Origin of the sequence: Campylobacter concisus (assembly GCF_902460595.1) — a bacterium.
Classification (GTDB): domain Bacteria; phylum Campylobacterota; class Campylobacteria; order Campylobacterales; family Campylobacteraceae; genus Campylobacter_A; species Campylobacter_A concisus_BL.
The window spans coordinates 714,317-734,008 of sequence record NZ_CABPVA010000001.1; the positions used below are offsets into that span (position 1 = coordinate 714,317).

General features: G+C 40.0%; 16 protein-coding genes and 1 tRNA gene. 4 read left to right on the top strand and 13 right to left on the bottom strand.

Going from position 1 to position 19,692, the window contains the following annotated elements; genetic code table 11:
- Positions 1-33: 33 nt before the first annotated feature.
- Positions 34-726 (top strand): cysteate racemase, encoded by a 693-nt coding sequence (gene cuyB, locus F3G86_RS03470; protein ID WP_009294309.1) that lies wholly within the window; start codon positions 34-36, stop codon positions 724-726.
- A 535-nt stretch (positions 727-1,261) separates the two neighbouring features.
- Here cuyB and pckA read toward each other — a convergent pair.
- The 7 genes from pckA to F3G86_RS03505 all read right to left on the bottom strand — a co-directional run bounded on the left by pckA (position 1,262) and on the right by F3G86_RS03505 (position 10,785).
- Positions 1,262-2,836, bottom strand: coding sequence for a phosphoenolpyruvate carboxykinase (ATP) (pckA, locus tag F3G86_RS03475; RefSeq protein WP_188116425.1), 1,575 nt, complete (start codon positions 2,834-2,836; stop codon positions 1,262-1,264).
- Positions 2,837-2,941: 105 nt separating this feature from the next.
- On the bottom strand, positions 2,942-4,744 hold the full coding sequence (locus F3G86_RS03480; RefSeq protein WP_149723003.1) for a biotin/lipoyl-containing protein: 1,803 nt from the start codon (positions 4,742-4,744) through the stop codon (positions 2,942-2,944).
- Between the two features lie 122 nt (positions 4,745-4,866).
- The gene (locus F3G86_RS03485; protein WP_103634299.1) at positions 4,867-6,255 is read right to left on the bottom strand and encodes a TRAP transporter large permease; all 1,389 of its coding nucleotides are present in this window, start codon (positions 6,253-6,255) and stop codon (positions 4,867-4,869) included.
- Complete coding sequence (locus tag F3G86_RS03490) at positions 6,243-6,764, bottom strand: TRAP transporter small permease subunit (protein WP_149723004.1); 522 nt, start codon at positions 6,762-6,764, stop codon at positions 6,243-6,245. The genes F3G86_RS03485 and F3G86_RS03490 overlap by 13 nt, the downstream gene beginning before the upstream one ends.
- Positions 6,757-8,109, bottom strand: a complete 1,353-nt coding sequence (locus F3G86_RS03495; RefSeq protein ID WP_149723005.1) for a sodium-dependent transporter — start codon at positions 8,107-8,109, stop codon at positions 6,757-6,759. Before F3G86_RS03495 ends, F3G86_RS03490 begins: the two co-directional genes overlap by 8 nt.
- Before the next feature lies 1 nt (position 8,110).
- A complete protein-coding gene (locus F3G86_RS03500) occupies positions 8,111-9,442 on the bottom strand; it encodes a sodium-dependent transporter (RefSeq protein WP_149723006.1) in 1,332 nt (443 codons plus the stop codon).
- Positions 9,442-10,785, bottom strand: a complete 1,344-nt coding sequence (locus F3G86_RS03505; RefSeq protein ID WP_149723007.1) for a sodium-dependent transporter — start codon at positions 10,783-10,785, stop codon at positions 9,442-9,444. The genes F3G86_RS03500 and F3G86_RS03505 overlap by 1 nt, the downstream gene beginning before the upstream one ends.
- Positions 10,786-10,991: 206 nt before the next feature.
- Here F3G86_RS03505 and F3G86_RS03510 point away from each other — a divergent pair, with 206 nt between their 5' ends.
- The 3 genes from F3G86_RS03510 to F3G86_RS03520 all read left to right on the top strand — a co-directional run bounded on the left by F3G86_RS03510 (position 10,992) and on the right by F3G86_RS03520 (position 12,350).
- Complete coding sequence (locus F3G86_RS03510) at positions 10,992-11,294, top strand: F0F1 ATP synthase subunit C (RefSeq protein WP_004317263.1); 303 nt, start codon at positions 10,992-10,994, stop codon at positions 11,292-11,294.
- 47 nt (positions 11,295-11,341) lie between these two features.
- Positions 11,342-11,426 (top strand) — tRNA-Leu (locus tag F3G86_RS03515).
- 60 nt (positions 11,427-11,486) lie between these two features.
- Positions 11,487-12,350, top strand: coding sequence for a VIT1/CCC1 transporter family protein (locus F3G86_RS03520; protein ID WP_149723008.1), 864 nt, complete (start codon positions 11,487-11,489; stop codon positions 12,348-12,350).
- On the opposite strand, the gene ribD is transcribed toward F3G86_RS03520, so the two are convergent.
- From ribD to thrB, 6 genes are all read right to left on the bottom strand, one after another.
- Complete coding sequence (gene ribD, locus F3G86_RS03525) at positions 12,347-13,408, bottom strand: bifunctional diaminohydroxyphosphoribosylaminopyrimidine deaminase/5-amino-6-(5-phosphoribosylamino)uracil reductase RibD (protein WP_149723009.1); 1,062 nt, start codon at positions 13,406-13,408, stop codon at positions 12,347-12,349. The genes F3G86_RS03520 and ribD overlap by 4 nt on opposite strands.
- Before the next feature lie 51 nt (positions 13,409-13,459).
- Positions 13,460-15,109, bottom strand: a complete 1,650-nt coding sequence (locus tag F3G86_RS03530; RefSeq protein ID WP_103598953.1) for a formate--tetrahydrofolate ligase — start codon at positions 15,107-15,109, stop codon at positions 13,460-13,462.
- 1 nt (position 15,110) lies between these two features.
- Positions 15,111-15,527, bottom strand: coding sequence for a ribosome maturation factor RimP (gene rimP / locus F3G86_RS03535; RefSeq protein WP_149723010.1), 417 nt, complete (start codon positions 15,525-15,527; stop codon positions 15,111-15,113).
- Positions 15,520-15,885: a 30S ribosome-binding factor RbfA gene (rbfA, locus tag F3G86_RS03540; RefSeq protein WP_004317240.1), complete on the bottom strand. Its 366-nt coding sequence runs from the start codon at positions 15,883-15,885 to the stop codon at positions 15,520-15,522. Before rbfA ends, rimP begins: the two co-directional genes overlap by 8 nt.
- A complete protein-coding gene (gene infB, locus F3G86_RS03545; protein WP_149723011.1) occupies positions 15,882-18,539 on the bottom strand; it encodes a translation initiation factor IF-2 in 2,658 nt (885 codons plus the stop codon). The genes rbfA and infB overlap by 4 nt, the downstream gene beginning before the upstream one ends.
- 262 nt (positions 18,540-18,801) lie before the next feature.
- The gene (gene thrB / locus F3G86_RS03555; protein ID WP_148814882.1) at positions 18,802-19,686 is read right to left on the bottom strand and encodes a homoserine kinase; all 885 of its coding nucleotides are present in this window, start codon (positions 19,684-19,686) and stop codon (positions 18,802-18,804) included.
- Positions 19,687-19,692 lie beyond the last annotated feature (6 nt).

The following is a 19,692-nucleotide window of genomic DNA, read 5'->3' on the forward strand; positions in this document are numbered from 1 at the left end:
TATAATTATTGAAAATTTTAATTTGGAGGAGTTATGAAGACATTAGGTATCATAGGCGGTATGGGACCACTTGCCACGGCTGATTTATACAAGAAGATCATCGATATAACCCCAGCAACTTGCGATCAAGAGCACCTACACATCGTTATCGACTCATACGCTCAGATAGAAGATAGGACAAAATTTATCATGGGTGAGGGAGAAAGTCCGCTTCCAAAGCTAATTCAAAGTGCTAAACTTTTAAAAAATGCAGGATGCGAGGCGATGCTAATGGCTTGTAACACAGCTCACTACTTTGCTCCAAGTATCGAAAAAGAGGCTGGAGTGAAAATTTTGCACATTGCAAAAGTTACAGTAGATGCCTTGCAAAAGAAATATCCACACGCTAAAAATATCGCTGTCATCGCAACAAGCGGTACAAAAAAGGCTGGCGTTTATGATCAAATTTTAAAAGAGCGCGGGCTAAAAAGTGTGGATTTTAGCAAAGAGACGCAAGATGTCATCATGGAGTGCATCTACAAAGGTGTCAAAGCTGGCAAGCTAGAAGAGTATGTGCCAGTGTTTTACGAAGTGCTTTCAAACATTGAAGCTGACGTTTATATCGCAGGCTGCACCGAGATACCGATGTTTTTGCCATTTATCAGCAGCGAGTATAAATTTATAGATGCGACATTTGAGCTAGCAAAAGCTGGCGTAGAATTTGGACTAGAAAAGAGAGTATTTTGATTAAATTTAGCCAGATACCTGGCTAAATTTTTGTTTTAACTGCAACTTACACTAAATACAACAGCGACTTTTATAGTAGAAATTTGATATCAAATTTAGCTGGAGTGTTCTGGCTAAATTTTAGTTCTAACTACAAAGATTGCTTATATTAAAAATTTTTGATATCTGATGGGTATTTTTTAATGCTTAATAAGTGTGGTTTTATAGCGAGAAGCTTTAGAAACTCTCGTGAAATAGATTACTTTGCTTTAAATTTAACTGGTGCATTTTGGCTAAATTTTAAATTTTAACTACAAAGATTACTTATATTAAAATTTCTGATGTCAGGCGATTAAATTTTTCAGGTTTATAAAGAGTGGCTTTTGGTGAGAATTTTTAGAAAGTCTCGTTAAATTTGACCAAGCTATTTCGCAAAATATTTTAAATTTTATATTAGAAATTTGAAAAAGAGCTATATTTTATAGCTCTAAAATTTTTACTATTTGATAGTTTAAATTTAAAAGCCTTGTAAGGATTTACCCACAAGGCTATAAATTTAAGCTTTTGGGCCAGCTTTGGCGTACTCAACGCCCTCTTTTACATCTTCATAACGTTTGAAATTTTCAACAAACATTTTAGCAAGCTTGTCGCGTGAAGCGTTGTACTGAGCTGGATTTGCCCATGTGTTTATAGGATTTAGCAGTTTTGTCTCGACACCATCAAGCTCTTTTGGGATAGCGAAGTTAAATTTATCAAAATTTTCAAATTCGCATTTTGTGATGCTACCATCAAGGATCGCATTTATGCAAGCACGTGTTGCTTTTATGCTCATACGCTTGCCAACGCCGTAAGCACCGCCGCTCCAGCCTGTATTTACAAGATAGACATTAACACCGTGCTTATCGATCTTCTCGCCAAGCAGTTTTGCATAGACGGTTGGGTGAAGTGGCATAAATGGCTCGCCAAAGCAAGCACTAAAAGTAGCTACAGGCTCAGTTATACCGCGCTCTGTGCCAGCAACTTTTGCTGTGTAGCCACTTAAGAAATAATACATCGCCTGCTCTTTTGTGAGCTTTGCAACTGGAGGAAGCACGCCAAAAGCGTCAGCGCTTAAAAAGATGATATTTTTTGGATGGCCAGCGCTTGAGCTTGGCTCGTAGTTGTCGATGTGATAGATCGGATAGCTCACACGTGTGTTTTCAGTCTTTGAGCCATCTTTATAATCAACCACGCCGTTTTCGTCAGCCACGACGTTTTCAAGTAGCGCGTCACGCCTGATCGCTGCGTAAATTTCTGGCTCGCTGTTTGGATCAAGGTTGATACATTTTGCATAGCAGCCACCCTCAAAGTTAAACACGCCATCATCGTCCCAGCCGTGCTCGTCATCGCCTATTAGTTTGCGTTTTGGATCGGTTGAAAGTGTCGTTTTACCAGTGCCAGATAGGCCGAAAAATAGCGCCGTATCGCCCTTCTCTCCTACGTTTGCAGAGCAGTGCATACTTAGTTTGCCCTCAAGTGGCAACCAGTAGTTCATCATAGAAAAAATGCCCTTTTTCATCTCGCCGCCATACCATGTGCCACCGATCACTGCGACATTTTCCTCGACGTTAAAGATGACAAAGACTTCTGAATGTAGCCCATCAGCCTTGTAGTCCTCGTTTTTTGTCTTGCAAGCGTTATATACTACAAAATCAGGCTCAAATTTAGCCAGCTCTGCTTCGCTTGGGCGGATGAACATATTTTTTACAAAGTGCGCTTGCCACGCCACTTCAGTGACAAAGCGGACTGATTTTTGGCTCTTTTTGCTAGCTCCACAAAATGCATCTTGGATGAAAATTTCTTTACCACTTAGCTGATCTTTTGCTTTTTTAAGAAGCTTGTCAAAGAGCTCTTTTGTGATAGGCTGATTTATCTTGCCCCAAGCGATGTATTTTTGGCTTGGATCTTGCTTGACAAAATACTTATCTTTTGGGCTTCTGCCTGTAAAAATTCCAGTATCTACCATAAATGTGCCGTTACTTGAGACTCTGCCCTCGTTGTTTGCCTTTTCAAGCTCAAAAAGCTCGTCGTAGCTTAGATTGTGATTTATCTTTTTGATCTCTTTTAGACCTAGCTCGTCTAGCTTATTTATCATGTTGTTTCCTTTTAAATTTTCGTTTCTTTATAAATTTGACCTAAAAGTCATCAAAATGTTAATCAAATTTCGCTTAACACTATCTTTTTAAAAGTGGCAAAATTATTTAAATCTAGCCACCACTTGATTGTTCGCGACACTTTGACCTTTGCTAACCTCGATAGAGCCTATGATGCCGTCTTTTGGGGCTTTGACCTCTATCTCCATCTTCATCGCTTCAAGCACGACTATGGCCTGACCTTTTTTGACATGGTCTCCTGCGCTTATTAAAATTTTATGCACAGCACCTGGCAAGCTTGCGACGATGTCATTTTCTGTTGCGCCTGCTGCTGCGCTTTTGGCACTTTTTACGCTCTTGCCTTCAACTTCAGTAATTGATTTTACTTGGATGCTGTCGTTAAAACCTTCGCTTACTTCTACATTGTAGCGACTACCATTTACGACGACGCTATATCTGCCGCTTTGAGTTTGTCTGCCCTCATTTGCCTTAGCATTTGGATCGATTTTTCTTACATTTACTTTGGCTTCGCCTTTTAAGAACGCGATGCCTTTTTCTTTACAAGCTGCTGCTATAAAGACGTTTTCTTCGGTAACTTTGATCTTATTTTGTTTTAAAATTTCTTTTACATGTGCAAGTGACTTGCTCTCATCTTTATCAGCTATATCGACTGCGTGCTTTGTAGTTGGTTTTAGCCCTAGTTGCTCGCTAGCAAGCTTAATGATCTCTTTATCAGGCGTAACTGGGGTCTTGCCAAAGTAGCCAAGCACCATTTTGCCGTATCCCTCAGCGATCTTTTTCCACTTGCCAAACATTACATTATTAAAGGCTTGTTGGAAGTAAAACTGGCTAACGGGGGTCACTGAGGTGCCGTATCCACCCTTTTGCACCACCTCGCGCATAGCAAGGATGACCTCTGGGAATTTATCTAAGATATTGTTATCTCTCATCATCTGGGTATTTGCAGTGAGCGCGCCACCTGGCATCGGTGAAAATGGTATTAGAGGGCTTACTTGCACAGCTTCAGGCGGCAAAAAATACTCTTTTAAACAATCATTCAAAACGCTTTCATATTTTAAAATTTTCTCTACATCAAGGCCGCCAAGATCGTAGTTTTTGCCTTTTACTGCGTGAAGCATGGTTAGGATATCTGGCTGACTTGTGCCGCCACTTACTGGGCTTGCAGCTAGATCTATGCCATCAACGCCAGCTTCAAGCGCTGCAAGATAGCAAGCGACACTTACGCCTGCTGTTTCATGTGTGTGAAGTCTGATGTGAGTTTTTTCTGGCAACAATTTTCTAGCCATTTTTATGGTTTCATAGACCTTTTGTGGGCTACTTGTGCCGCTTGCGTCTTTAAAACAAACGCTGTGATAAGGGATATTTGCATCTAAAATTTCTCTTAAAATTTTCTCATAAAATTTAACATCATGAGCTCCCACACAGCCACTAGGCAGATCCATCATAGTAACAACGACTTCGTGTTTTAGCCCGTGATGAGCGATCCTCTCGCCTGAATATTTTAAATTTTCAACATCATTTAATGCGTCAAAATTTCTAATAGTAGTGGTTCCATGTTTTTTGAAAAGTTTTGCGTGAAGGTCGATTAGCTCGCGGCTACCGGTGTCAAGTGTGACGGTATTTACGCCCCTGCTTAGGGTTTGAAGGTTTGCTTTTGGTCCTACGATGCTTCTAAATTTATCCATCATCGCAAAAGCGTCTTCATTTAGGTAAAAATAAAGGCTTTGAAATCTCGCTCCTCCGCCAAATTCAAAATGCTCTATGCCAGCCTCTTTGGCTGCTTCAAGCGCGGGCAAAAAGTCGTTCATAAGCACTCTAGCGCCATAAACCGACTGAAAGCCATCTCTAAAGGTCGTATCCATAACATCGATAAATTTCTTTGCCATATTTCACCTCATTAAATTTATAAATTTACTAAAAAGCGGTCATAAAAAATGGCTAAATTTGATAGAAACTCAAATTAGCCATTTTGCTTGTTTTTGGTATTTTACAACCAAAAACTTTTATATCATTTAAAAAGTGAGAGTAAGAAGTTAAATAATCCGCCGTGGCTCGCATCAAGCACCGGCTTTATCTCCATTAAAAATACGCAGAAAAAGATTAAAACTGCTACTTGGATGATGATATAAGGCACTACACCTTTATAAATAGCAGCTGTTTTTATCTCAGCAGGTGCGACTGATCTTAAGAAAAATAGACTAAAACCAAATGGCGGTGTTAAGAATGAAGTTTGTAAATTCATAGCAACTAAGATCGCTAGATAGACTGGGTTTATGCCTAGTTTTGCGGCGATTGGCACCAAGATAGGAAGCACGATATATGAAATTTCAACAAAATCGATAAAAAAGCCAAGCACAAAGATAACAGCCATACTAAAGATGATAAAGCCCCACTTCTCACCTGGTAAATTTGTCATGAAATTTTCAACTATCTCATCGCCTCCAGTGTAGCTAAAGACCATAGAAAAGGCAGTCGCACCAACAAGTATGGCAAAGACTAGAGCTGTAGTTTTTACGCTCTCAGCCAAAGCCTCTTTCATCATAGAAAATGAAAATGTCCTATAAAACATTGCTAGGATGATAGCGCCCACGCAGCCAAATGCTGAACTTTCAGTCGGCGTAGCGATACCTGCAAATATAGAGCCAAGCACACAAATAACTAGTAAAAGTGGAGGGAAGATCGCAGTTAGCGCTCTAATGATCTGCTTAAATTTACTAACGCCACTCTCATCTTTTACGATAGGAGCGACCTCTGGTTTAAGATAAGCAACTATCAAAATATAAACTATATAAACACCAACTAGCGTAAGTCCTGGCACAACAGCTTGGTGAAAAAGCTCGCCAACTGGCACTGAAAAGATATCACCCAAGATGATAAGCACGATAGAAGGTGGGATGATCTGACCAAGCGTACCAGCAGCGCATATCGTGCCACAACCTAGGGATTGGTCGTATTTATACTTTAGCATTACAGGCAAGCTTATAACACCCATAGCAACGACGCTAGCTCCTACGACGCCAGTAGATGCTGCAAGAAGCGCGCCAACCAAGATAGTGCTAATAGCGATACCGCCTCTGATTTCTCCAAATAGCATACCCATGCTCTCAAGTAGTCTCTCAGCTAGCTTTGACTTTTGAAGCACGACGCCCATAAAGACAAAGAGTGGAACTGCTATGAAAATTCTACTCTCCATGATAGAAAAAATTCTATATGGCATGAAGTTAAACATATCTTTAAATACTTCTATACTGCCAAGTAGTCCATCGCCATCACTAAGGCTCTCTACAACGCTGCCAACCATGCCAAATATCATCGCAACAGCACCAAAGGTAAATGCCACTGGGAAGCCAATGCCAAGCATCAATAGTGCGGCTATAAACATTATTAATCCCGCCATATTTTCTCCTTACTAGCTTTCTTATAGCGATTTAAATTTTTTATAAAAAAGCCGATCGCAAAAAATACAAGCACATAAAATGAAAAAGGGATCATCGCTTTTATGATCCATCTATGGGTAAGACCGCCTGGATCTGCGCTGGCCTCTGCCGAGCTGTAAGCATCTCCTACAAATCCAAATGATAAATTTGAAACCAAAAGCGCAAATGGTATGACAAAAAATATAGTGCCAAGCATATTTACAAGGGCTTTATTTCTTTCTGAAAATTTAGCATAAAAGATATCAACTCTGACGTGTGCGTCCTCTTTTAGAGCATAGCTCATGCCAAGTAGAAATATCACAGCAAAAAAGTGCCACTCAAGCTCCTGAAATGCAACGTTGCCGTAAGAGAAAAAGTATCTTGCCACAACGTTAAAAAATACGTCTATTATCATCAAAGCCATAATAAACATACAAATATAGCCGACTATATCGCCGGCTTTGTCAAAAAATCTCTCAATCTTATCCATTAAAAACCTTTAATAGTTCATTTACCATGATGATAAGCACACAAACTGGTGCTACATATCTTAGTAAAAAATACCATGTATTAAATACAAAATCACTCATATATGGGCTAAATAGCACGTATAAAGCATCTTTTTTCATAAAATATCCTACAAATATCGCTCCACCGATACCGCTAATTGGTAGCAAGATATTTGAAGCAGTAAAGTCAAGGAAGTCAAAGAAATTTTTACCAAATATCATAAATTTATCGCCAACATTTTCTATATTTGATAAAAGACATAAAAATCCCACTATGAAAATCCCAGCTCCAACTATGCTAAGAGCCTTTCTTCTACTCATGCCATACTCTCTGATCAAGAAAAATACAAATGGCTCAACGATAGAGATCGCTGATGTGATACCAGCAAAGATAAGCGCAGCAAAAAACGCCACAGCCAAAATTTGACCTATCACACCAAGCTTAGCAAATAGCGTTGGTAGCGAGATAAAGACAAGTCCTGGTCCTTGAGACGGAGTAGCTCCAAATTCAAATATAAAGGTAAAAATAACAAGACCTATCATAATGGCAAGCGCTATGTTTATAAAGACGATACTTAGCGTTGAAGTGGCTAAATTTGTATCATCACTTAAGCTGGCTGAATAGGTAATGATCGCTGCCATACCAAGAGATAGCGTCCAAAATGCAAGCCCAAGAGCTAGCAAGAGTGAGTTAAATGAAATTTTACTAAAGTCAGGGATGAGCAAAAACTCAGCTGATTTAGAAAAGCCATCCATCGTCATAGAAAATATAAGCATAATTAAAACCATGATAAATAGGCTTGGCATCATCCAAACATTTAGCTTCTCTATGCCGCTTTTTACGCCTTTTGAAAGGATGTAAAAGCAAGCTGCAAATGCTATAACAAAATAAAGCGTCTGCTCGCCAAGACCATGCGTCAAAAGATCATTAAATATCACTTTTGAGCTATCTATATCACTTGGCAAGCCAGAAAAAGATAGGACAAAATACTTAAACACCCAGCCTATTATCACGATGTAGTATGACGAGATGATAGCTGCTGTGACCATGGCTAAAATTCCAACCAGCTGCCATAAATTTTTATTTTTAGCTGCTAGCTTTCTAAAAGCATTGACACTATCACTCTCGCTAAGCTTGCCGATACTAAGCTCCGCCATAAAGATAGGCACGCCGACTAGAAAAGTTATCAAAAGATATAGGATAATAAACGCCGAACCGCCGTTTTCACCAACCATGTATGGAAATTTCCACGCATTACCAAGTCCGACAGCCGATCCAGCGACTGCTAGGACATAGCCTATTTTAGAAAATTGTTCTTTTGCCATATTATGAGATCTCCCTTATTAACACCACCAGAACTAAAAGTGGAGCCACAAATCTAATTAAAAAATACCAAATTTTAAATACAACCTTGCCCATATAAGGCACAAATAGCTCTTTTAAAAGCTCAAATTTCATAAAGTAGCCAACAAATATTGCAAGCAAGATGCCACCAAGTGGGAGCATGATGTTTGAGCTAAGGTAATCAAGCAGGTCAAAAAAGCTCTTACCAAAAAATGTAAGCGCATCTTTAAATTCGCTTGTGCCACTTAATGCGCATAAAATTCCTAAAACATAAACCACGCAAGCAACGACTAGGATCGATTTGTTTCTACTAAATTTTAGGCTTTTGCTTAAGAAAAATATAAATGGCTCAACCATCGAGATAACCGAGGTGATGCCAGCAAAAAATAGTGATATAAAAAATGTAAATGCCAAGAAATTTCCAAGCAAGCCAAGCTTAGCAAATAGCGTCGGTAGCGAGATGAAAGCAAGCCCTGCGCCTTTTGATGGCTCTGAGCCAAACTCAAATGTAAATGTAAAGACGATAAGGCCGATGATGACGCTTATTATGATATTTGCAAAGACGACATAGAGCGATGAGGTAAATAAATTTGTATCATCGCTTAGACTTGATGAGTAAGTAAGTATGCAGCCAATGCCAACGCACATCGTAAAAAAAGCAAGTCCAAGAGCGTTTAAAACAGCTGCTTGATCTATCTTTGAAAAGTCAGGCACTAGTAGAAATTTAGCCGCTTTATCAAAGCCCTCCATGCCAAAAGAGTAACCAAGCATAAGCAAAAGCAAGATAAAAAGAGCTGGTATGAGATAGACATTTATGCGCTCGATGCCACTTTTTACACCCTTTGTAAGGATGAAAAAATAGGCAAAAAATGCGATACTAAAGTATAAAATTTGTTCATTTATGCCATTTGAAGTGAAATTTACAAAAAGCGTCTCTGAACTTGCGATATCTTTAGGTAGCTCGCTAAGACTTAAAATGACGTATTTTAAAACCCAGCCAATGATGAGCGTGTAAAAAGAGGCGATAAATAGCCCAGTCACCATGATAATACCGGCAAATTTCCAAGAGCTTGCCCCTTTTGTAGCTAGAGATTTAAACGCTCCAACCGTATCAAGGCGTGAAATTTTACCCATCGCCATCTCAGCAAAAAATATGCTAAGACCAACAGCAAAGGCAAAAAATAGATATATAAGGATAAATGCCGAACCGCCGTTACTGCCAACCATATATGGAAATTTCCACGCATTACCAAGGCCGATAGCCGCTCCAATTATTGATAGGATAAAGCCAATTTTACTAAATCTCTCTGCCATTATTTACCTGCCATCTGGTAGATCATTATCGCACAAATGGCAACTGGCACGACATATCTTAAGAAAAAGTACCAAATTTCAAAAAATGCTCTTCCCATAAAATCACCAAAGAGGAGATACAAACTCTCTTTTTTAAGCTTATAGCCAACAAAAAAGCTAAATACGATAGCGCCTATTGGCATCATGATATTTGATGTGAGAAAGTCAAGCGCGTCAAAAAATGGCTTGCCACAAACGCTAAAAGCACTTGATGTTTCTGAATAATATGAAAGTATGCAAAAGATGCCTAAAATATATACAAAGGCGCCGATGTAAAGAAGTGCCATCTTTCTTGAAATTTCAAATTTTCTAACCAAATAATAAGCAAAAGGCTCGATCATCGAAACCGCGCTCGTGATACCAGCAAACAAAAGTGATACGAAAAATGCGACCGCCATAACGTTGCCAACGATGCCAAGCTTTGCAAAAAGCGTGACAAGCGAGATGAATATAAGGCCTGGACCACTTGCCGTGCTATCAGCCCCATAAGCAAATATAAATGTAAATACGACAAGGCCCATCATAATGCCTATTAAGATGTTTATAAAGATGATAGAGAGAGTTGATTTTATTAAATTTGTCTTCTCAGGTAAATTTGCAGCATATGTCGGTATGACGCCAACGCCCATAGATAGCGAGAAAAACGCAAGGCCTAGAGCCTGCAAGATAACATCTGGCGTGATCGCACTAAAATTTGGTACAAATAAAAATTTAGCCGCCTTGACAAAACCATCTCCCATGCTAAGCGCGTAAAAAAGCATGCAAACAAGCAAGACAAAAAGGCTTGGCATCATCCATATATTTAGCTTTTCGATGCCACTTTTTACACCTTTTGAAACGGCAAAAAATACCATTAAAAAAACTAAGCTAAAACAAAGCACAGCACTGCTTAGGTCATTTGATAAAAGTGTGTTAAACTGCTCGCCTGCCGCTTTTGAGTCTGCTAAAAGCGGCGAAAAACTAAGATAGATATACTTTAATATCCAGCCAATAACAACCATATAAAATGAAGCTATAAGTATCGCGCCGATCATGAAAAAGCCAGAGAGCGACCACGCTTTTTTATTTTTTGGAGCGAGTTTGTAAAGAGAGCTTACGATGTCGCTTTCGCCAAGTTTGCCAATGCTAAGCTCCGCTAAAAACGCGACAAATGCGATAGCAAATGTAAGAAGCAAGTATAAAATTATAAATGCCGAACCGCCGTTATTTCCCACCATCGTAGGAAATTTCCAGGCATTGCCAAGACCCACAGCAGAACCAGCCATCGCAAGAACAAAGCCTATCTTTGAAAATTTTTCGTTCATTGAAAACCTAAGATTAAGAATAAATTAAATTCTTTCAAAGATAGCATAAAAAAACTTTCATTTTTCTAAGCCAAGAATTTTTTATAGGCAATTTAAATTTTTAGTGTTTTTATTTGAAACAAAGTTTTGTTTTTGTAATATTACGGCTCATGAAGTTCAAGTAGGGGACAGATCCGAAAGAGCTTTAAAATTTTAAAGGAGCAACGATGAAAAAGATCGTGTTTTTAATTCTTGGTCTTGCTGCATTCGCATTTGGCGCTGACGGCGAGATGATCAGATCATATTCAGTTATCGCTGGCGGTATCGGCCTTGGCCTTGCAGCTCTTGGCGGTGCTATTGGTATGGGTAACACAGCTGCTGCAACTATCAGCGGAACAGCTAGAAACCCTGGCGTTGGTAGCAAACTTATGACTACAATGTTTATCGCACTTGCGATGATCGAAGCACAAGTTATCTACGCACTTGTTATTACACTTATCGTTCTTTACGCAAACCCAATGCTTGGCTAAGCGTAAAGCTTAAATTTAGCCCCTTTTTTGGGGCTTTTGTTCTTTCTGCGATCATGGTGGAATTGGTAGACACGCTATCTTGAGGGGGTAGTGCCGTTAGGTGTGCGAGTTCGAGTCTCGCTGATCGCACCATCTTATCTCTCTTTCTAAATCAAAATCTTAAATTTCTAAGCTATAAAAAAGGAAAAATTTATGTTAGACAAAAAACGTGCCTTAAAACAATTGCAAAATGAAGCAGACGATGCTGCTATATACTCGCTTCTTGAAGCTAGCGAAAAAGACGATGAGAATAAAAAAATACTTCGAAAATTAATCACAGAAGAGAGACGTCATTATGCTTTTTGCCAAAAGATAACTGGTGAAAGCAGAAGTGCAAATTTATTTAAAGTCATTTTCTATACGATACTTGTTAAAATTTTTGGCACATCTTTTACCCTAAAATTTATGGAGTCACGCGAAGAAAATGCGGAGAAATTTTATCTTGACATCGTAGATGAATATCCTGAAGCTCGTGATATTTATGAAGAGGAGATGAGCCATGAAAATAGTCTAATCTCCATGTTAAAAGACACAAAACTTATAAATGCTGGTGGTATCGTGCTTGGCATGAATGATGCGTTAGTTGAGCTAACAGGCACACTTAGCGGCATCGCGCTTGCATTTTCGAATACAAAATCAGTTGGTGCAACAGGCCTTATCATGGGCGTAGCAGCTGCACTTTCTATGGCTGGCTCAGCATATCTTGAGTCAAAAGAAAATCCAAGTGACGAGATCAAACCGCTTACTTACTCGCTCTACACGGGCGGATCATACATCATAACAACGGCATTTTTGATACTTCCATTTTTCATCTTTTCAAGCAGTTTTTACGCTGTTTTGTCGATGTTTTTCTTTGCGCTAGTTGCCATCATCACTTACAACTTTTATATAAGCGTGGCAAAGGAGCTTAAATTTTTACCAAGAGTGGTTGAAATGTGCGTGATAACTTTTGGCGTTGCGATCATATCTTTTGGCATCGGCTTTTTAGTTAAACACTATTTTGGACTAGATATTTAATCCAAAATTTCATACCAAGTGCAGCTATCATCTCCGAAATTTCCACTAAAAAGCGGTTTTAGATTTAGATCAAGCCTTAAATTTTCGCCATTTTTAAAATTTGAGCTTTGATAGATAAGTAGCCACTTTACATTTGCTAACTTGCCCTTTTTTGCAAATTTTAAAAACTCGCCAGCTCCTTCAAACATGCAAAGTCCTTTTAGATCAAGCTCTTTTTGAATACTGACTTTGCGACCTGGCACGCTAAAAAGTGGTATCGTTTCATCAAATTTATCACTTCTTGAGTAGATTATGATGTCTGGATTTTTACCGCCACTTACTAGCCTGCTATCAAGCTTTGGGCGGTCCGTACGCACTGTGTTACCACCGATCACCAATCTATCTATAACGCTTCTAAGTTTATGCACATGCGTGCGGCTAAGCTCATTTGTGATGATGCCGCCACTTGCCACGCCGTTTTTACTAATGGCGATTTTTAAAAAGCTAAATCCACCATTTTGATATGCCAAAAATGGCTCAAGCAGCTTATCGCAGCGCTCTTTTAAAGTGCCAAATTTAACTCTCACACCAGCACTTTGAAGTAAATTTGCGCCCCCACTTGCTATTTTATTTTCATCATGAGCGCCAATTATGACCTCGCTAAAACCAAGCTCTTTTAGCAAATTTGCACAAGGTGGCGTTTTGCCATGATGCGAGCAAGGCTCAAGTGTGACATAAGCTTTTGCATTTTTTAATAAATTTGAGTGATTATTTAGTATAAATTCATAGGTAAATTTTGGCTCTAAAAGGCCAAATTCGCCCTCTTTTATCTTAGAGCTAAATTTAGCATTATATGCCTTTATAAAATCATCTTTAAATTTTTCACTTTTTTTACAAAGCGCAAAGAGTATCGCTGTCGGTTCAGCGTGTAAATATCCAGCCTTTTCATGAGCCTTGCAAGATAAAATTTGACCATTTTCATCAAGGATAAGGCATCCAACGGCTGGATTTGGATAGGTCAGGATCTGAAATTTCCAAGCCTCGCTTAAAGCAAGGTCCATGTAAAATTCGTCGTTCATCCATGCCTCTTAGTAAAACACACCAGCATTTGCCAGTGTGTTTTCATAAATTTACGACAAGCCGTCGATCTTGCCGTCTGCGTCTATCTTCATATTAACCGCAGCTGGCACTTTTGGAAGTCCAGGCATTAGCATGATCTTACCGCAAACAGCGACGATAAAGCCAGCTCCCGTTCTAATATCAAGGTCCTTTACGCTAAATGTAAAGCCCTTTGCTCTGCCCAAAAGCTTCGCATCGTCGCTAAATGAGTACTGTGTTTTGGCGATACAAACTGGCAAATGGCTCAAATTTAGCTCTTTTATCATCTCAAGCTTTTTAAGAGCGGCCTCTTCAAAGACCACCTCGCCAGCTCCATAAATTTCCTTAGCGACCTTTTCGATTTTAGTTTTTGTATCATCGCTCATCTCGTAGGTGAAATTTATCTTGCTTGGCTTGTCGCACGCTTTTAAAACTAGCTGGGCAAGCTCAAGCGCACCTTTGCCACCTTTTACAAAATTCTCGCAAACTGCCACTTCTACGCCAAGCTTTTGGCAGTACTCTTTTACAAAATTTATCTCTTCGTCAGTGTCAAAGCCAAATTTATTAAGCGCCACAACTACATTTTGACCAAATTTGACTTTTAAATTTTCGATGTGTCCGCCAAGGTTTTCGATACCTTTTTTAAGGGCGTTCATATCTGGTTTTGTGATCTCATCTTTATTTGCTTCGCCGTTATATTTTAGCGATCTAATCGTACTTACAAGCACCACAGCGCTTGGTTTGATGTCAGCGATCCTGCACTTTATATCTAAAAATTTCTCCGCGCCAAGCTCCGAGCCAAAACCAGCTTCAGTGATGACGTAGTCGGCTAAATTTAGAGCTGTCTTTGTTGCGATGACCGAGTTGCAGCCGTGTGCGATGTTTGCAAATGGGCCGCCATGCACGAGCGTAGGTGTGTGTTCAAGTGTTTGAAATAAATTTGGTTTGATCGCATCTTTTAAGAGTATGCAAACAGCATCTTCGCAGCCTAGATCACGCACGTAGATAGGCTTTTTATCGCTATCATAGGCGACCATGATGTTTGCCACGCGCTCTTTTAGATCAGAAAGGCTCGTGGCTAGACAAAGCACAGCCATGATCTCGCTTGCGGCGGTGATGTTAAAGCCATCTTCTCTTGGCACGCCATCAGTCCTGCCGCCCTGACCAACGGTGACAAATCTTAGCGCGCGGTCGTTCATATCCATACAGCGCTTCCATAAAATTTTCTCTATTTTTAGTGGGTTTTCTTGATAGAGGCTATTATCTATCATCGCTGAAATTAGGTTATTTGCCGATGTTATCGCGTGAAAATCGCCAGTGAAGTGTAAATTTAGATCCTCCATCGGCGCAAGCTGCGAGTAACCACCACCTGCTGCTCCGCCCTTTATGCCAAAAACTGGCCCAAGAGATGGCTCGCGAAGTGCCAAGCAAACCTTTTTATTAAGTAAATTTAGTGCGTCAGCTAGACCGATCGACATAGTCGTTTTGCCTTCGCCGTATGGGGTTGGATTAGTCGCGGTGACTAAGATGAGTTTTGAGTTTGATGGCTCAAGCCTAGGGGAAATTTTAGCCTTAAATTTGCCGTAAAGCTCAAGCTCGTCTTCGTTTAAGCCTAGTTTTGCGGCAACTTTACTGATGTGTTCAAGTTTTGTTTGGTGAGTTATCTCGATGTCACTTAGCATTTTACCACTCCAAATATGTTTTTGCTTTTTTTATCTCACTAATGTTGATCTCAAAAATTCCCTCTTCGTTTTCTACTGCAATGCTCTCTTCGTCCGCTTTTACAAGCCTTCCTGCAAATTTCTCAGCCTCGGTTTGAACTTTTACAAGCTCACCGATGCTTGATTTAAAATGAGATAGCTTACTAAGCTTTCTCTCAAGACCGGGCGAGCTAACCTCAAGGTTATAATCCCCGCTAACTGGCGGTGTCACGTCAAAGATAGGCGAGAGCAGACGGCTCACTTTTTCGCAGTCATCAAGGCTCACTCCGCCATCTTTTGTGATATAAACTCTAAAAATAGCCCTGCCATTTTCATTTGCGATCTCGCTGTCATAAAGCTCGACGCCGCATTCGCGTACTAGTTTGTCTAAATTATCCATTTTTGTTTAAATCCTTTGAAATTTTATCAAACAACTTATCCATATGGTTTTGATATTCTAATCTATCGTCAAATTTAAAGTGAAAATTTGGACATCTATACCAGCCCTCAGCAGCCATGCAGTGATTTTGCAAATGTCTGCAAACGCGCTTTAAATGCCCCAAAATATACTCTTGCTCGCGCTCGTCAAACATCATCTTGTCAAGATAGACAAAGGCGTCGTATCTGCCCTTTTTGCACTCGACGTCAGTGACGCAAAGCCCCTTTAAAATGCTATCTTCAAGAGTGGCTAAAGCCTCTGGTATGAGCTCTTTTAGCACGCTCTCTGTCCTCATACGCTTTATTTCGTTAGCGTTCATAGAGTAGCTTTCTCCTTGACTTCTTTGAAGCTTTCGATGTAGTCATTTTCTCTGATATCGTTGAAATTCTCGATACCAACGCCACACTCGTAGCCTTTAGCAACCTCTTTAACGTCATCTTTGAAGCGTTTTAGTGAGCTTACCGAGCCCTCATAAACGACCACACCTTCTCTAATAAGACGAATTTTTGCCCCTCTGTTTATCGTGCCCTCAGTGACGATACATCCAGCGATTGCGCCTACTTTTGGCACATGGATCACTTGGCGAACCTGAGCTTGACCAAGCTGCTCTTCTCTGATGATTGGCGACATTAGTCCGCCCAAAATAGCCTTCACATCATCGATTAGATTATAAATAACATTATAAGTTTTTATTTCAACACCGCTCTCTTTTGCCTTCTCTTTTATCTCGCCAGTTGGCCTTATATTAAAGCCAAGGATGATACAGTCATTACTTGCACCCGCGAGCGCAACGTCACTTTGCGTGATACCGCCAACGCCTGAGTGGATGACATTTACTCTGATCTCGTCATTTGCTAGTTTTTCTAGGCTTGCTTTTAACGCTTCAAGTGATCCGCCAACGTCAGCTTTGATGATGACTGGAAGTGTCTTTAGCTCGCCCTCAGCGATCTTAGCGCTAAGCTCATCGATACTAACTTTTGTGCTCTTACTAAGCTCTTTTTGACGGATATATTCAGCCTTTTTCTGTGCGTACTCACGAGCTTCTTTATCGGTTTTGACACCTATTAGCGTCTCGCCAGCCTCCGCTATCTCGCTAAGACCAACTATCACGCCACATTCGCCTGGTTTTATCTCTTTTAGCGGCCTGCCCTGATCATCAAGCAAGCTTCTTATCTTACCGTATGCAACGCCAGCTACAACGGTATCTCCGACATGAAGCGTGCCGTTTTCAACAATAATGGTAGCTACTGGACCACGACCCTTTTGAAGTGAGCTCTCGATGACAGTAGCCTTTGCGTTTGCCTTTGGATTTGCCTTTAGCTCCAAAAGATCAGCTTGCAAAAGCACGATCTCAAGTAGATCATCTATACCCATGCCTGTTTTTGCAGAGATCGGTACAAATTCATACTTTCCGCCCCACTCTGTTGGCATGATGTCAAGCTCAGCAAGGCCTGTTTTTACTAGATCAGGATTTGCTGACTCTTTATCCATTTTATTTATTGCGATGATTATTGGCACGCCAGCAGCTTTTGCGTGACTGACCGCCTCTTTTGTCTGTGGTTTTACGCCGTCATCTGCTGCGACAACGATGATAACTATATCGGTTACACCAGCGCCCCTTGCACGCATAGCCGTAAATGCCTCGTGGCCTGGAGTGTCGATAAATGTGATATTTTTGCCGTTTTTATTTACCATATAAGCGCCCACGTGCTGTGTGATACCACCAGCCTCACCAGCTGCTACGCGAGACTTTCTTATGTAGTCAAGTAGCGAGGTTTTGCCGTGGTCGACGTGACCCATGATGGTTATGACTGGCGCTCTTGGCTGGAGATTTTCATCATCTTTTATCTCCTCTTCATAGGCTGCAACGTAGTCAAATTCTTTTTGATCATCAATGATATTTACCTCGACATTAAACTCATCAGCCAAAATTTCTATCGCATCTTCATCCAAAAAGTCGTTTTTAGTTGTCATCATACCAAGCATAAATAGCTTGCCTATGACCTCGCTAGGCTGTTTGTTTAGCTTTTCAGCAAATTCGTAAACGCGAATTTCTTTTGGGATATTTATCGAAGTTACAGCTTCGCTGTTTTGTTTATTTTCAGGCTTTTTGTGTTTTTTTCTAGCTCTTCTTTGTATGCCACCTTCGCCAAATGAATTTATCGTGTTATTGACGGTTGTTTTCATCGCATTTGGCTGTTTTGTCCTTTGCATAGGAGCTGGTGCTGGTGTTTTGAAGCTAAAATCAGGCAATACAACCACATCTTCATCTTCAAGCACGATGTCGCCAAAGTCGCTTCCACCAAGCAAGTCCATCTTCTCGGCGCTATCTTTTTTGCTTACAACTGTTATCTTTTTCTCTTTTTTCTTTTTTCTAGCCAAATTTTCATCGCTAGCAGAGAACATACTCTTAAAATCGCTAATGTTAGCAACGGCCGCCTCAGCCTTTTTCTCCTCTTTTACTGGAGTTGGCGCCTCGAAATCTTTTTTCTTTTTAACTATCACAAGGCCACGTCTTTTTTGAGTCACATCGGCCAAACTCTCTTTTGGTTTTGGCGCTTCAGCTGGCTTTTGCTCAACCTTTACAGGCTCTTCCTTTTTAGGCTCAGTTTTAGGTTTTTCCTCTGAAATTTGCGCCTCTTTTTTAGGCTCAGTCTTTGCCTTTTCGGGTTTTGGCTCAGCCTTAGCAGCTGCCTTTTTAGGCTCAGTTTTAGGTTTTTCTTCTTTTTTAGCTCGCTCTTTTTCTGCCTCTTTTTTAGGCTCTTTTTTTGCTTTTGGCTCGCTCTTTTTCTTTTTAAATTTCTCTGGTATGACACCAGTTTGAACGTACTCATATATTGCTTCAGCCTCTTCAAGGCTCACAGCATTTGAGTGAGTTTTGACCTTTAGGCCTAGTTCTTGAGCTTTTTCGACTATCTCTTTACTTGGGTAGCCAAGCTCATTTGCGATCTCTGAAATCCTAACATTGCTCATTTAAGAGTATCTCCTTTAACTTCGGTGCGTCAAGTCCGAGGGCACCTTTAGTTTGTTTATCAATTATTTTTTTTAAAATTTTGTCGTCTTTTTGCAAACAGCCATCACACAGATAGAAACTGCGACCATTTCCTTTGCCGCACTCCAAATTCTTGCCTACCAAGCGGTATCTCTTTAGCAAGTTTTGAGAAAATTTGACTTTGCAAGCGACGCATGTCCTTACTGGATTATTTTTATTCATTATACCTTTTTAAACTTGTTTTTAGCTTTGCGTAATTTCGTATCCATCGTTATCAAATGAAAAAATTTCCACTCTAAAATCACCAAATTTACTCTTTAAAACATCTTGTAAATTTTTAGTATCATCTTTATAAGCGATGTTTAAAAAGCTTGAGCCTGAGCCTGAAAGTGTGCTCATTAGCGCTCCATTTTCATAAGCTACCTTTCGCACCTCAAAAAGCTCTTTTAAAGCGCTCATTCTGCGCTCTTCGTGCATCATATCTTCACTTGCTATCTTCAAAAGATCATACCTTTTTTCATAAAAACAAGATGTTAAAAATGCAGCGTGAGAGAGGTTATTTACGCACTCTTTCATGGTGTAGTTTTTGGGCAAAATTTGCCTTGATGATGCCGTGCTCATCGGCTTATTTGGGATGACAACAACTGCTTTTATCTCGTCGCTTAAATTTATTTTATTTGCATAAACATTGCCGTTTTTTACGATAGCACTGATAAATCCGCCGTGAACTGCTGGCGAGATATTATCTGGATGGGTTTCATAGATGATCGCTTTATTTAAAACGACGCTTTTGCTAGCCTTAAACCCAGCCATCTCGTAAGCTGAAGCTATGGCTCCAACGATCACTGCAGAGCTGCTACCAAGCCCTCTTGAAAATGGGATATTGTTTTCAAAAACTACTCTAAAATTTTCATTTTTACCGGTCAGCTCGAGAAAAATTTCATTAAAAATACTTAGAAAAATGTTGTTTCTCTTTAAATTTACACTATCACTTCCCTCGCCATTTATCGAGACCGAGCTAAATTTAGATGGTTCGATCTTTACGCTATTAAAAAGCTTTAAACTAAGCCCCAAAGCGTCAAAACCAGGTCCTAAATTTGCACTTGTAGCAGGGATTAAGATATTCAAATTTTC

What these genes read in the sequence shown, in the direction of transcription:
- cuyB (WP_009294309.1), top strand. Translation starts at nt 34, where the DNA reads ATGAAGACATTAGGTATCATAGGCGGTATGGGACCACTTGCCACGGCT.
- F3G86_RS03480 (WP_149723003.1), bottom strand. Translation starts at nt 4,744, where the DNA reads ATGGCAAAGAAATTTATCGATGTTATGGATACGACCTTTAGAGATGGC.
- F3G86_RS03485 (WP_103634299.1), bottom strand. Translation starts at nt 6,255, where the DNA reads ATGGCGGGATTAATAATGTTTATAGCCGCACTATTGATGCTTGGCATT.
- F3G86_RS03490 (WP_149723004.1), bottom strand. Translation starts at nt 6,764, where the DNA reads ATGGATAAGATTGAGAGATTTTTTGACAAAGCCGGCGATATAGTCGGC.
- F3G86_RS03495 (WP_149723005.1), bottom strand. Translation starts at nt 8,109, where the DNA reads ATGGCAAAAGAACAATTTTCTAAAATAGGCTATGTCCTAGCAGTCGCT.
- F3G86_RS03500 (WP_149723006.1), bottom strand. Translation starts at nt 9,442, where the DNA reads ATGGCAGAGAGATTTAGTAAAATTGGCTTTATCCTATCAATAATTGGA.
- F3G86_RS03505 (WP_149723007.1), bottom strand. Translation starts at nt 10,785, where the DNA reads ATGAACGAAAAATTTTCAAAGATAGGCTTTGTTCTTGCGATGGCTGGT.
- F3G86_RS03510 (WP_004317263.1), top strand. Translation starts at nt 10,992, where the DNA reads ATGAAAAAGATCGTGTTTTTAATTCTTGGTCTTGCTGCATTCGCATTT.
- F3G86_RS03520 (WP_149723008.1), top strand. Translation starts at nt 11,487, where the DNA reads ATGTTAGACAAAAAACGTGCCTTAAAACAATTGCAAAATGAAGCAGAC.
- ribD (WP_149723009.1), bottom strand. Translation starts at nt 13,408, where the DNA reads ATGAACGACGAATTTTACATGGACCTTGCTTTAAGCGAGGCTTGGAAA.
- F3G86_RS03530 (WP_103598953.1), bottom strand. Translation starts at nt 15,109, where the DNA reads ATGCTAAGTGACATCGAGATAACTCACCAAACAAAACTTGAACACATC.
- rimP (WP_149723010.1), bottom strand. Translation starts at nt 15,527, where the DNA reads ATGGATAATTTAGACAAACTAGTACGCGAATGCGGCGTCGAGCTTTAT.
- rbfA (WP_004317240.1), bottom strand. Translation starts at nt 15,885, where the DNA reads ATGAACGCTAACGAAATAAAGCGTATGAGGACAGAGAGCGTGCTAAAA.
- infB (WP_149723011.1), bottom strand. Translation starts at nt 18,539, where the DNA reads ATGAGCAATGTTAGGATTTCAGAGATCGCAAATGAGCTTGGCTACCCA.